The organism is Halomicrobium urmianum, assembly GCF_020217425.1.
Lineage (GTDB): Archaea > Halobacteriota > Halobacteria > Halobacteriales > Haloarculaceae > Halomicrobium > Halomicrobium urmianum.
The window spans coordinates 269,563-282,047 of sequence record NZ_CP084090.1; the positions used below are offsets into that span (position 1 = coordinate 269,563).

The 12,485-nt window shown below is 69.7% G+C and carries 7 protein-coding genes and 2 tRNA genes; 4 read left to right on the forward strand and 5 right to left on the reverse strand.

Going from position 1 to position 12,485, the window contains the following annotated elements; genetic code table 11:
* Positions 1 to 20: 20 nt before the first annotated feature.
* The 5 genes from LCY71_RS01345 to LCY71_RS01365 all read right to left on the reverse strand — a co-directional run bounded on the left by LCY71_RS01345 (position 21) and on the right by LCY71_RS01365 (position 8,229).
* Positions 21 to 3,275: a PAS domain-containing sensor histidine kinase gene (locus tag LCY71_RS01345; RefSeq protein ID WP_225334573.1), complete on the reverse strand. Its 3,255-nt coding sequence runs from the start codon at positions 3,273 to 3,275 to the stop codon at positions 21 to 23.
* A 344-nt stretch (positions 3,276 to 3,619) separates the two neighbouring features.
* Positions 3,620 to 3,694, reverse strand: a tRNA-Glu gene (locus LCY71_RS01350).
* A gap of 40 nt (positions 3,695 to 3,734) precedes the next feature.
* A tRNA-Glu gene (locus tag LCY71_RS01355) sits at positions 3,735 to 3,809 on the reverse strand.
* A gap of 67 nt (positions 3,810 to 3,876) precedes the next feature.
* Positions 3,877 to 5,040, reverse strand: coding sequence for a helix-turn-helix transcriptional regulator (locus LCY71_RS01360; protein ID WP_225334574.1), 1,164 nt, complete (start codon positions 5,038 to 5,040; stop codon positions 3,877 to 3,879).
* Positions 5,041 to 5,130: 90 nt separating this feature from the next.
* Positions 5,131 to 8,229: an FAD-binding and (Fe-S)-binding domain-containing protein gene (locus LCY71_RS01365; RefSeq protein WP_225334575.1), complete on the reverse strand. Its 3,099-nt coding sequence runs from the start codon at positions 8,227 to 8,229 to the stop codon at positions 5,131 to 5,133.
* 149 nt (positions 8,230 to 8,378) lie between these two features.
* Here LCY71_RS01365 and LCY71_RS01370 point away from each other — a divergent pair, with 149 nt between their 5' ends.
* Genes LCY71_RS01370 through LCY71_RS01385 form a run of 4 tightly spaced genes read left to right on the forward strand, consistent with a single transcriptional unit; the run spans position 8,379 to position 12,454 of the window.
* Complete coding sequence (locus tag LCY71_RS01370; protein ID WP_225334576.1) at positions 8,379 to 9,509, forward strand: branched-chain amino acid ABC transporter permease; 1,131 nt, start codon at positions 8,379 to 8,381, stop codon at positions 9,507 to 9,509.
* On the forward strand, positions 9,506 to 10,780 hold the full coding sequence (locus tag LCY71_RS01375) for a branched-chain amino acid ABC transporter permease (protein WP_225334577.1): 1,275 nt from the start codon (positions 9,506 to 9,508) through the stop codon (positions 10,778 to 10,780). Before LCY71_RS01370 ends, LCY71_RS01375 begins: the two co-directional genes overlap by 4 nt.
* Positions 10,773 to 11,642: an ABC transporter ATP-binding protein gene (locus LCY71_RS01380; RefSeq protein ID WP_225334578.1), complete on the forward strand. Its 870-nt coding sequence runs from the start codon at positions 10,773 to 10,775 to the stop codon at positions 11,640 to 11,642. Before LCY71_RS01375 ends, LCY71_RS01380 begins: the two co-directional genes overlap by 8 nt.
* The gene (locus LCY71_RS01385; protein ID WP_225334579.1) at positions 11,639 to 12,454 is read left to right on the forward strand and encodes an ABC transporter ATP-binding protein; all 816 of its coding nucleotides are present in this window, start codon (positions 11,639 to 11,641) and stop codon (positions 12,452 to 12,454) included. Before LCY71_RS01380 ends, LCY71_RS01385 begins: the two co-directional genes overlap by 4 nt.
* The last annotated feature ends 31 nt before the right edge of the window (positions 12,455 to 12,485 follow it).

Sequence of the window (12,485 nt, forward strand, 5' to 3'; positions counted from 1 at the left end):
GCCGTCCCGGCACGGCAGCCCTACCGCGGGTCTGACTCCGCGTCCGACCCCGCCGCGGCGTCCACCGCCGGCAGCGTGAGGGCGAACGTCGACCCCTCGCCGGGTTCGGACTCGACCCAGAGGTCGCCGCCGTGGCGCTCGACGATACGCTTGCACAGCGCCAGGCCGATGCCCGTCCCGTCGTGTTCGTCGGCGGTGTGGAGCCGCTCGAACACCTCGAAGATGCGATCGGTCTCGGCCGGATCGATCCCGATACCGTCGTCGCTGACGGCGATTCGCCACCGATCGACGTCCCGTTCGGCCGATATCTCGACGCTCGGGGGCGCGTCACCGCTGTACTCGATCGCGTTGTCGATCAGGTTCTGGAACAGCTGGCGGAGCTGATCGGCGTCGCCCTCCACGGCGGGCAACGATCCGGCGTCTATCTCGGCGCCGCTCTCCTCGATCTTGAACTGGAGGTCCGCCCGGACGTCCGCGACGACGTCGTCGAGGTCGACTCGTTCGAGCGGGTCCCCACGCGTGTCGACGCGGGAGTACTTCAGCAGCCCCTCGATCATCTCTCGCATCCGGTCGGCCCCGTCGACGGCGAACGTCAGGAACTCCCGGCCGTCCTCGTCGAACGCGTCCGCGTAGCGTCGCTCGATCAGCTGGAGGTAGCTGGAGACCATCCGAAGGGGCTCCTGCAGGTCGTGGGAGGCAGCGTAGGCGAACTGCTCTAACCGCTCGTTGGACTCCTCTAACTGGTCGACGAGCGTCTGGAGCCGCCGCTCGCGCTCGACCTGTTCGGTGATGTCCTGAGCGAGGCCCATCCCGGCGAATATCTCCCCGTCCGCGTCTCGGAGCGGCGTCGCCCACACGCGCCAGTTCCGGCCGCCGAACTCCGTCGTCGTCCGCCCGGTCTCCCCGTCCTCGACGGCGGCCCTGAACACCGGCTCGAGGTCGGCGACGGTGTCGTCGGGGACCACGTCCGGCATCCTGGCGCCCTCGAGGCGCTCCGCGGTCGGCAGCGTCCCGCCGAGCACGCTCCCCTTCGCGAGCGTGAATCTGAGGTCTTGATCGTACACGACGACCGCGCCGTTCGGGAAGTTCTCCGCCAGCGTCCGGTACCGGCGCTCTGACTCCTCCAGCCTTCGCTCGCGCTCTTTCCGTTCGGAGATGTCCCGGACCACGCCGACCTGCTTCCGGTCGCCCTCGTCCGTCGTGTACGTCGACAGGGTCCCCTCCGCCGGCACCGTCGAGCCGTCCGCCCGCAGGATGCTCGCCTCCATCGAGGGGTTCAACTCGTCCTCGCCGTCGGCCGCCGCCCGTATCGCCCTCGACTGGTCGATCGCGTCCTCGTCGACGACGAGCGAGGCGTGTTCTCCCAGCAGCTCCTCCCGGTCGTAGCCGGTCAGCTCCGCGTACGCGTCGTTGACCATGGTGAACCGGCCGTCGTCGTCTTTCACGTAGATGCCGTCGTTGATCGTCTCGACGATGGTCTCGTACCGGATCAGCTCCCGCTCGCGCTCGATCCGCTCGGTGACGTCGCGGAAGTACACTGACAGTCCCGTCTCCGATGGGTACGCGTTCACCTCCAGCCACGCGTCGGGCTCCTCGGTGGACACCTCGAAGCTGACGGGCTCCTGCGTGTCCATCGCCTCGTGGAACCGCTCGCGGAACGCGTCGCCCGCGTCGTCGGCGAGCACGTCCCAGAGTACGCGGCCGCGTAGCTCCTCCCTCGACCGCCGCATGACGTCCGCGGCGCGCTCGTTGAGGTGCGTGAACCGCCACTCCGCGTCGAGCGCGCAGAACGCGTCCGATATCCGACCCAGGATTTCGCTCAGTTCGGTCTCGAGTTCCGTCTTCTGCCGTTCGAGCTGCCGTTCCCGGCGCTTCAGCTCGGTAATCTCCTCGCCGGCCGTGACGACGCGTTCGACCTCGCCGTCCTCTCCAAGCAGCGGCGCGGCGTTGACCCGGAACTGCATGGGGTCCCCGTCCGACGGTTCCATGATGATCCCCTGGTTGAACACGGGCTCGCCGGTCGCCAGGACCTTCGCAGACGGCGTCTCGTCGGGCGGCAGGGGGTCGCCGTCGGCGTCGCAGACGGCCCAGTCGCCCTCGTCGACGGGGTTCTGCTTGAGTTCCTGTTCCGAGAGCCCGAACGCCTCCTGCGCGCGCTCGTTCGCCAGTATCGTCTCGCGGTCGGCGTTCTGGACCGCTATCGCGACGGGCGCCGTCCGGAGCAGCTTCTCGGTCTGATTGTACTCGCGCCTGAGGTGTCGCTGACGGTACTTCTGCTCGGTGACGTCGTCGACTGAGACCACGATCCGCTCGTTGCCCCGCGGCGTGTCCTCCAGCGGCGCGGCGTCGATCGACAGCCAGCGGCGGCCCACGTTCGGAACGTCGGCCCGGCACTCGAACCCGCGCACGCTCGCTCCGCGCTCCGCGACCCGGACCCACGGTAGTTCGTCCTCGGGAATCGGCTGCTCGTCAGCGTCGTACACCGCCCAGTTGTCGAGGCAGTAATCGGCGACGTCCGACTCCGAGATACCCAGCCAGTCGACCATCCGCTGGTTGGCGTGGACGAACTGACCGTCGCTCGAGACCAGGCAGATGCTGACCGGGACGGTCTCCACGATCTGCTCGACGAGGTCCCGTTCCCGCCGGAGTTGCCGTTCGTACTCGCGGCGGTCGGTCACATCGCGCGTCACCTCCGTGAACCCCTGTAGCTCGCCGTCGTCGTCCCGGACGGCCGTGACGGTGACGCTGGCCCAGAACCGCGAGCCGTCCGCGCGGACGCGCCACCCCTCGTTCTCGACGCAGCCCTCCGCCGCCGCGGTTTCGAGGGTCCGCTCGGGAACGCCGTCCTCGACGTCCGCCTCGGTGTAGAACGTCGAGACGTGCTCCCCGACGACGTCGTCCGACGCGTACCCCTCCAGCCGCCCAGCGCCGCCGTTCCAGTCGACGACGACGCCGTCCGGGTCGAGCACCGAGACGGCGTAGTCCTCGACCGCGTCGATGAGCGCGGTCAGTTCCTCGCGGTTCCGATCCCGGTCGAGGACTTCCCCGCCGTCGTCCGGTCGCCACCAGACCCGCGGTCCGCCCTCGACGACGGTCGACGCCAGTTCACCGCGGTCCTCGAGATCCGCCAGGCGCTGCTCCGCGGTCCGACGAGAACACTCTAGCTTCCCGGCCACGCCGGCTGCGGATATCGGCGTCGATGGCCTGTCCAGTCGGCCGTAAAGATCCCGGACGTCGTCCCGCGTGACGTCCGGGGCCGAACCCGGAGTTCCCATAGGTGTCCTCTTGTGTCATCTATGCGTAAACAGTTGGCGTTCAGGAAAGCTCTCTCACCGACAACGGAGGAAATCGAATCCGCAACCAGAGGTTACAGAGATGCCATATCGTCCGGGTAGACGAGAGGCCGTTATCCTCACCGGGACTCGAATCGCTCCGTTCCACGTCGGGATGCGGACGCCGTCGCTCGCGGGTCTGATGTCGGAGCAGTGCACCGTCAGGGGTTCGGACCACGCCGAGACGGTCCCGCTCGCATCGCTACGCTCGGCCGCGCGGGCTGCGACTCGTCTACTTCATCTCTGATCAGCACAGTAGTCGCTCGCGAATGTGCTCGCGACAGAAGTGCTCCGTCAGGGATTCGAACCCTGGTCATTGCCTCGAGAGGGCAATATGATTGGCCGGACTACACTAACGGAGCGTGTAGTGTTGCGATCAGGTCGAGCGATCGGTCGCTCGAATGCTCCGTCAGGGATTCGAACCCTGGTCATTGCCTCGAGAGGGCAATATGATTGGCCGGACTACACTAACGGAGCGTGCAACCGTTCGTAACGCGGGTTTCCGTTTAACGGTTGCGTTTCAGCGTCGCCCTGTGTGGATTTCTCACTCGTCGTTCTCGAAGGGGGAGCCCGCGGCCTCGGGCTCCTCGCCGGCGATGCTGATGATGTTCTCCCGGCCGACGCGGAGCTTGCTGATCTCGCCGTCCTCCTCCATGTCAGAGAGGAGCATGCTCACCTTGGACTTGGACCACTCGGTCTCCTCGACGATGTTGACCTGCTTCATGCGGCCGCCGTTGTCCTCCAGGAGCTGCAGCACGCGGTCGCTGTCGGAGAGGAGTTCCTCCTCCGGGACCGCGGGGGACTCGGGCTCCTGGTCCGGTTCGGGAGCGCTGGCCTCGGCCGCCGCACCGCCGTCGCCGTCGTTCCAGGGGACGGCGGGGCGGCCGAAGTGGAGGACGGCGCCGCCGACCAGTGCGACGAGCAGGGCGACTGCGCCGGCCATCCACATCAGCCCGCCGCTGTCGCCCTCGGCGGGCAGCGCCGTCGTCGAGTCGTCGTCGGCGGTGCCGTCGGTCCGCGCGTCGCCGTCGCCGCCGCTCTCGACCAGTTCCCGCGGACCGAACTCGATGTAGGGACGGCTGGGGCCGAACTCGCGCTCGCCCTCCCAGGTGACCATCTCGCTGTCGGTCAGCGAGCCCGGCGAGGACTGCGTCGTCGGGTCGGGCTCGACGCGCGCGAACGCGAGGTTCGGGCCGCGCTCGACCACCAGCGACTGGTCCTCTCCGATGTAGAACGCGCCGGCGAAGACGTCGCTGACGACGACCCGGTCGCCGTCGGTCCGCGCTACTCCGTGCCAGTGGAAGGACAGGGAGACGGTCCCGCGGTCGGTGAAGCTCGTGGTCACGTTGACCGAGGCGTCCCGGTCGAAGCCGGTCGCGCGCATCTCGCGTCCGGTCTGGTTCTCCCCGACGGCGACCAGTCGCTCTGCGCGGGTGACGAAGTTGCGGTAGACCTCCGTCTCCTCGGACTGGAACCGCTCGGCGTAGTCCTCGAACTGCTGGCGCTCGCTCTCGTTCGCCAGGCGTCTGGAGTGTTTCACCGTCCACTCGGCGGACCCGTTCTCGGTGACGGTCACCACGAAGGTGGTCCGGTCGAACCCGTCGGGCTGTGCCAGCAGCGGTCCGGCCTCGTCGGCGCTACCGGCCGCGGGCACGAGGGCTGCGACCACCACGAGGACGGCGACAGCCCACAGAACCTGGCGACGCATCTACCGTATACCACCCAAGGGTAGAATAAAAGCGCTGTGTCTCCCCCCATCGTCAGGGAAAATCGCCACAGACGAGCCCGCTCGAAGCCGTTACGGGTGCTGACGGTCCGGCAGGGCCGCGGCGAGGCGCTCGACGGGATGCGGCGGCTCCTCGCCGCCCGGTCGGTCACCCAGTTGCGTCCGGCAGGAGGCCCCGGGCGCGACGACCCGGTCGCCGTCGCTGTCGGCGACCTGGTCGAACAGGATCGAGCCGACGGCGCGGCTCATCGAGTAGTGCTCGGCCTCGTAGCCGAAGGAGCCGGCCATGCCGCAACACCCGGAGTCCAGCGGGTCGACCGCGTAGCCCGCGCGCCGGAGGACGCCGACGGCGTGGTGGTCCTTGGTGGTCGCCTTCTGGTGGCAGTGGCCGTGGTAGGTCAGCGACTCGTCGGGCGCCGCCCAGTCGACGTTCCGGTCGAGTTCGAAGTGGTCGACGTACTCGCAGACGCCGTAGGCGTTCCGGGCGACCGGGTCGGCCTCGTCGCCGAGCAGGTCGTAGTAGTCCGACTGGAACATGACGGCGTCGGAGGGTTCGACGGCGACCACGTCCCAGCCCTCGCGGACGGCGGGTTCCAGAGCGTCGACGTTGGTCCGCGCGCGTCGGCGGGAAACGTCGAGGAAGCCCTTGGAGTGGGCCGCGCGCCCGCTGGCGGTCACGCCCTCGGGCACCCGCACGTGGACGCCGGCCGCCTCCAGCACCCGGACGGCGTCTTTGAGCACCTCGGGGTGGCTGTAGTTGTAGTAGGTGTCGGGAAAGAGCAGGACGCGCCGCTCCGCGTCGGCTTCGGGCACAGCCGGTCCGCGGTCGTCGAACCAGTCGGTGAACGACTCGCTCCGGAAGGAGGGGAGGTCGCGCTCCCGGGCGATACCCAGCAGCTTCTCCGCGAGGAGGTCGGACCCGGGCGCCTTCGCCAGCCAGTTGGAGACGGGCGCCAGCGCGCTCCCGACGGCGCTGAGCCGGTCGACGTTAGCGAACAGGCGGTCCCGCAGGCCCGCGCCGCCCTCCTCGTGACGGGCGTGCTGGACCTCCGCCTTGAGCTTCGCCATGTCGACCTCGCTGGGGCAGTCCTTCGCGCAGCCCTTGCAGCCGATGCAGAGGTCCAGCACCTCGCTGGCGAACTCATCGTCGGTGGGGTCGGCCGGCAGGTCGCCGCTCATCGCCCGACGGAGGGCGTTGGCCCGACCGCGGGTCGCCGTCACCTCCTCGTCGGCGGCGCGGTAGGTCGGACACATCACGCCGCCGGTGGTCTCCTGCGGGCCGCGACAGCCGCCGCAGCCGTGACAGAGCTCGACCATCCCCTGCATCCCGTTGTCGTTGTCCCACTCCAGGCTCGGCTCGAACCCGGCGTCGAACTCGTAGTCGGGGTCGAACCGCAGGTCGTCGGTCACGGCGACGGCGCGGGCCCGCGGCGGGACGCCCTCCGGGATCGTCTCGTCCTCGGCGTAGCCCACGACCTGCCCGGGGTTGAGCAGCCAGTCGGGATCGAAGGTCGTCTTCAGGTCGCGGAACAGCTCCCAGACGTCCTGCCCGTACAGCTTCCGGTTCCACCGCGTGCGCGCCCGGCCGTCGCCGTGCTCGCCGGAGACGCTGCCGCCGTACTCGACGACGAGGTCGGTCGCGCCGTCGGCGATCGCTTCCATCTGCTCGACGCCCGCCTCGGTCTTGGTGTTTATCAGCGGCCGGATGTGCAGGCAGCCTGGGCCGGCGTGCGCGTAGAAGCTCGCGAACGTGTCGTTGTCGGCCAGCAGGTCCTGGAAGTCGGCGACGAACTCCGGCAGGTTCTCCGGCGGGACCGCGGTGTCCTCGATGAAGCTGACGTGCTTGGCGTCGGTCGTCCGCCCCAGCAGGATGGGGAGACCGCTCTTGCGGAGCTTCCAGAAGCGCTCGCGCTCGGCGTCGCCGTGGGCCTCCTGACCGTGGAAGGCCCGCCGGGGCGCTGCCGTCAGCGACTCCGCGCCGTCCCCGGGTTCGCCCTCAGGGTCGGTCTCGCCGTCGACGCGGTCGGCCAGCAGGTCGGCCACCAGCTGCTGGCCCTCGTCGTCGTCCTCGGCGTAGAACTCGACCAGCAGGACTGCGCCGGTCCCCTCCGGCAGCAGGGTGTCGACCAGCGCGCCGAACTCCTCGGTGTCGCTCGCCAGGTCCAGCAGGACGTCGTCGAGCACCTCCACCGCGGCCGGGTCGTGGTCGAGGATGGGGTCGACGTCCGCCATGGCGGTGACCAGCTCGGGGTAGCTCAGCAGGGCCAGCGCCTTCGTCTCGGGGACGGGCTCCAGCGATACGGACGCCTCGGTGACGACGGCCAGCGTCCCCTCGCTACCCGCCAGCAGGCGCGCGACGTTGATCCGACCTTCCTCGCCGAACTCGCCGTCGGCCTCCGCCAGCAGGCGATCGAGGTTGTATCCGGAGACGTTGCGCTTCAGGTCGGGGAACGCGGCCTCGACCCCCTCGGCCTCCTCGTCGACGACCCGGACCACGGCGTCGTAGATGCGCGCCGCCAGATCGCCGTCGCCGGCCCGCTCGCGGGCCTCGTCGAGGGTCACCTCGCCGAACGTCGTCACCGTGCCGTCGGCGAGAACGACCTCGCACTCCTCGACGTAGTGGTCCGTCTTGCCGTACTTCAGGGAGTGTGCGCCCGTGGAGTTGTTCCCGATGGCACCGCCCAGCGCGCTCTTGTCGCCCCAGGCCGGGTCCGGCGCGAACTTCAGGCCGTGGTCGGCCAGGCGGTCGTTCAGTTCCCCGAGAGTAACGCCCACCTCGGCGCGGGCCGTCCGCGCGTCGGGGTCGACGTCGACGACGCCGTCCATGTGCCGCGTGAAGTCGAGGACGACGGCCTCGTTGACCGCCTGCCCGGCGAGGCTGGTCCCGCCCCCGCGGGGCAGCACCGGTACGGACCGCTCGGCGCAGTAGGCGACCGTCGCGGCGACGTCCCCGGTCGACTGCGGGAAGACGACGCCGACCGGCGTCACCGAGTACGCGCTGGCGTCCGTGGCGTACAGCCCGCGAGTGTACTCGTCGAACCGCACTTCGCCGTCGACCCGGTCGCGCAGGTCGGCGACGAACCCCGGTCGGGCCACCTCGCCGCCCGCGTGGTCGTAGTCGGCCCGCTCGTCGCTGGCCGGCTCCTCGCTTGCCCCCGTTCGTGCGCCCATACGCGCCCCTACGTCCGCGGACCGATTAATCCACCGTCGCTCGCCGCGCGTCGCCCGCCGTGGGTCTAAATAACACGCCTCACAGACGACAGGAACCTGCCGGTGACCGGGAGTTTATTTATTCTCGCGGCAGGTCCCTCTCGACAAGTATGGGCATCACGGAGACGGTTCACGACGGGCGCGGCGCCGTCGCCGAGCGACCCGCCGCGGCGCTCGTCGGCGTGGTCGCCGGCTACCTCCTTCTGGACCTCCTCGTCAAGCTGGCGGGGACGTCCGTGTTCTTCATGGGGGTCAAGGTGATCGGCGGCGCGCTGACGATCAGTTCGCTCGCGTCGATGGCCCTCGACGGGCTGCTGGTGGGGCTGGCCGTCGGGCTGGCGGGCATCGGGCTGTCGATGACGTACAGCATCCTCGACTTCGCCAACTTCGCGCACGGCGACACGGTCACGGCCGGGGCGTTCGTCGGCTGGGTGGCCGCCTACGTCGCCGCCGGCATCGGGACCGGCGCGTCGCTGGCCGATCTGGTGATGTTCGACACGGGGCAGCAACTGAGCGTCACGCTGACGCCGGTAGCGGTCCTGGTCGGCCTGGTCGTGGCCGCGGCCGGCACGGTCGCCGTCGCGCTGCTGATCGACCGGCTGGCCTACCGGCCGATGCGGGACGCGGGCTCTATCTCGCTGCTGATCGCCTCCATCGGGGTCGCGCTCGCGCTGCGGTACGTCGTCGCCTTCCTCTTCGGCACGCAGTCGTCCGGGGTCGCGAGCCAGGGCTTCCGGCTGATCCTGCTGAACCCCGCGGGCCAGCAGCCGGTCGCCATCACCGACAACGAGCTCGCCCTGCTGGCGATCTCGCTGGCCCTCATGCTGGGGATTCACCTCCTGCTCCAGCGGACCAAGCTCGGCAAGGCGATGCGGGCGATGGCCGACAACGAGGACCTCGCGCGGGTGACCGGCATCCCGACCGAGCGGGTGATCCGGCTGACCTGGATCCTCGGGGGCGCGCTGGCCGGCGTCGCCGGCTACCTGCTCGTGCTGGAGAGCGGTACCATCTCCTTCAACTTCGGCTGGATCCTCCTGCTGCTGATCTTCGCCGCGGTGATCCTAGGCGGCATCGGCTCCATCTACGGCGCGATGGCCGGCGGCGTCGTCATCGGGCTCGTCGACAGCATGGCGCTGATCTGGCTCCCCTCCGGGCTGACCCGGGCGGCGGCCTTCCTCGCGCTGATCGTCGTCCTCCTGGTCCGTCCCGAGGGCATCTTCGGGGGGGTGACGACCGCATGAGCCTCGCCTGGTCGGAGTGGACCGACGATCGCTCGGACGTCCAGCTGGTCGCCGGCTTCGTGGCGGCCATCTGGCTCGGGATGGCGCTGTTCGCCGCGCTCGTGGGCGGCCCCGACTGGCCCAACCTCGCCGCGAACTTCGTCGGGCGAGTGACCATCTTGATCGGCGCGTACGCGCTGCTCACGCTGGCGCTGAACATCCAGTGGGGCTACACGGGGCTGTTCAACATCGGCGTCGCCGGGTTCATGGCCGTCGGCGCGTACACGACGGCCATCATGACGGCGCCGGTCGACCCCGGGACCGGCGGCGTCCCGGGCTTCGGCCTCCCGCTGTGGCTCGGCCTGATCGGCGGCATGGTCGCCGCCGCGCTCGTCGGCGCGCTCGCCGCGCTGCCGGCGCTGCGACTGGAGGCGGACTACCTCGCCATCGTGACGGTCGCCCTCTCCGAGATCATCCGGCTGTTCGTCAACTGGCAGGGCGTCCAGCACGTCTCGGTGGCCGGCGTCGAGTTCGGCACCGGCGGCGGGACCGGCATCCGATTCGCCGCACCCAACGACGTCGTCCGCGGCCTCGTCCAGGGGCCGCTGGGCTTCCTCGTCGACGCGCTCGGCGCGCTCGGCGTCTCCGGCCCGAACGTCGTCAATATCGCGTACGGGCTCTCCCTGCTGGCCGTCGTAGCGGCGGTCTACTGGGTGCTCGACCGCCTCGCCTCGTCGCCGTTCGGCCGCGTCCTCAAGGCCATCCGCGAGGACGAGACGGTCACGCAGGCGCTCGGGAAGGACACCCGCCTGTTCAAGGTCAAGGCGTTCATGATCGGCTGCGCGCTGATGGGGCTGGCGGGCGTCCTCTTCCGGGGTCAGGGCGGCTACATCGCGCCCGGACAGTTCCGGCCGATCATCACCTTCTACGTGTTCGCCGCGCTGATCATCGGCGGCTCCGGTTCGAACACGGGGAGCATCCTCGGGGCCGCGACGTTCACCGCCGTCCTCTTCTACTTCCCCGCACGCCTCGGCGAGAACCTCCCGTACGCCGGCCGGGGCGCGCCGGGGAACGTCGTCGACGCCCTGGGGCCGCTGTCCGCGCTGGATCCCGGGCCGCTGGTGGCTTACACGCTCTCGAACGTCAGCCTGCTCCGGTTCGTCCTCATCGGCGTCGTGATCGTGTGGGTCATGCAGAACCGACCCGAGGGGCTGCTCGGCCACCGGGTCGAACCGGCCGCGAGCGTGGACCTCGACCGCAGCGCGGTGACGGGAGGTGACGACGATGAGTGACGCCGCATCCGACGAGCGAGAGGCGGACGCGACCACTGCGGGTACCGAGAGCGTCGAAGCGGAACGCGACGCCGTCGACGCCGAGCCCGCCGGCGACGCGCTGCTGTCCGTCGAGGACCTCCGCAAGGAGTTCGGCGGCGTCACCGCCGTCGACGGGGCCACCTTCGACGTCGAGCGCGGCTCGTTGACGGGGCTGATCGGGCCCAACGGCGCCGGCAAGTCGACCACGTTCAACTGCATCACCGGCGTCCACGAGCCCACGAGCGGAACCGTCCGCTTCGCCGGCGAGGACGTGACGGGCCTGTCGCCCGACGCCGTCGCGAACCGCGGGCTCGTCCGGACGTTCCAGATCGCCCGCGAGCTCTCGGAGATGACCGTCCTCGAGAACGTCATGCTCGCCCCGCCGGATCAGGTCGGCGAGTCGGCGACGCGGGCGGTCCTGCCGGGCCTGCGCGACGAGGTCGAGCGCACCGAGGCCGAGGTCCGCGACCGGGCCTGGGAGACCCTGGATTTCTTCGAGATCGATCACCTGGCCCACGAGTACGCCGGCACCCTCTCCGGCGGCCAGCGGAAGCTGCTGGAGATGGCCCGCGTGCTGATGACCGATCCCGACATGGTGCTGCTGGACGAACCGCTGGCCGGCGTCAATCCGACGCTGGAGGAGAAGCTGCTGGAGCGGATCCACGAACTGCGCGAGGACGGGCTGACGTTCCTGCTCGTCGAGCACGACATGGACGTGATCATGAACAACTGCGAGCACATCGTCGTGATGCACCAGGGCGAGGTCCTGGCGGAGGGCGACGCCGAGGCGATCAGGTCGAACGAGCGCGTCCTCGAGGCCTACCTGGGAGGTGACGTATGAGCGAGCGCGCCGACGCCGACGAGCGCGGCGCGGACGACGCGGCCGCCGCAGAGTCCACCGACGTGCGGGCGACCCTGTCGGAGAACGTCGACCTGCCGGACCCCGCCGAGAGCCTGCTTTCGGTCCGGGACCTCGACGCCGGCTACGGCGACCTTCAGGTGCTGGACGGCGTCGACCTTGACGTCGCCGACGGCGAGTACGTCACCGTCGTCGGCCCCAACGGCGCCGGCAAGTCGACCGTGATGAAGTCCGTCTTCGGCCTCACGGCCCACATGGGCGGCTCGATCGTCTTCGACGGCGAGGACATCGGTGGACGCCGACCCGACGAGATCATCCACCAGGGCGTCGGCTACGTGCCCCAGACGGACAACGTGTTCTCGTCGCTGTCCGTCCGGGAGAACCTGGAGATGGGGGCCTACATCCTCGACGAGATGCCGGAGGACCGGATCTGGGAGGTGTACGACCGGTTCCCCATCCTCGAGGAGCGGTCCGAGCAGAAGGCCGGGACGCTCTCGGGCGGGCAACAGCAGATGCTCGCCATGGGCCACGCGCTGATGCTCGACCCCGACCTCCTCCTGCTGGACGAGCCCTCCGCCGGGCTGGCGCCGGACCTCGTCGACGAGATGTTCGACCGCATCGACGCCATCAACGACGCCGGCACGGCCGTTCTGATGGTCGAGCAGAACGCGAAGGAGGCGCTGCGCCGCTGCGACCGCGGGTACGTCCTCGTCCAGGGACAGAACCGCTACCAGGACGAGGGATCGACGCTCCTGGGCGACGAGGAGGTCAGGCAGGAGTTCCTCGGCGGCTGATTCGGGATCGAATCCTCGATCCGATTCTCGG

What these genes read in the sequence shown, in the direction of transcription:
- LCY71_RS01375 (WP_225334577.1), top strand. Translation starts at nt 9,506, where the DNA reads ATGAGCCTCGCCTGGTCGGAGTGGACCGACGATCGCTCGGACGTCCAG.
- LCY71_RS01365 (WP_225334575.1), bottom strand. Translation starts at nt 8,229, where the DNA reads ATGGGCGCACGAACGGGGGCAAGCGAGGAGCCGGCCAGCGACGAGCGG.
- LCY71_RS01385 (WP_225334579.1), top strand. Translation starts at nt 11,639, where the DNA reads ATGAGCGAGCGCGCCGACGCCGACGAGCGCGGCGCGGACGACGCGGCC.
- LCY71_RS01370 (WP_225334576.1), top strand. Translation starts at nt 8,379, where the DNA reads ATGGGCATCACGGAGACGGTTCACGACGGGCGCGGCGCCGTCGCCGAG.
- LCY71_RS01345 (WP_225334573.1), bottom strand. Translation starts at nt 3,275, where the DNA reads ATGGGAACTCCGGGTTCGGCCCCGGACGTCACGCGGGACGACGTCCGG.
- LCY71_RS01360 (WP_225334574.1), bottom strand. Translation starts at nt 5,040, where the DNA reads ATGCGTCGCCAGGTTCTGTGGGCTGTCGCCGTCCTCGTGGTGGTCGCA.
- LCY71_RS01380 (WP_225334578.1), top strand. Translation starts at nt 10,773, where the DNA reads ATGAGTGACGCCGCATCCGACGAGCGAGAGGCGGACGCGACCACTGCG.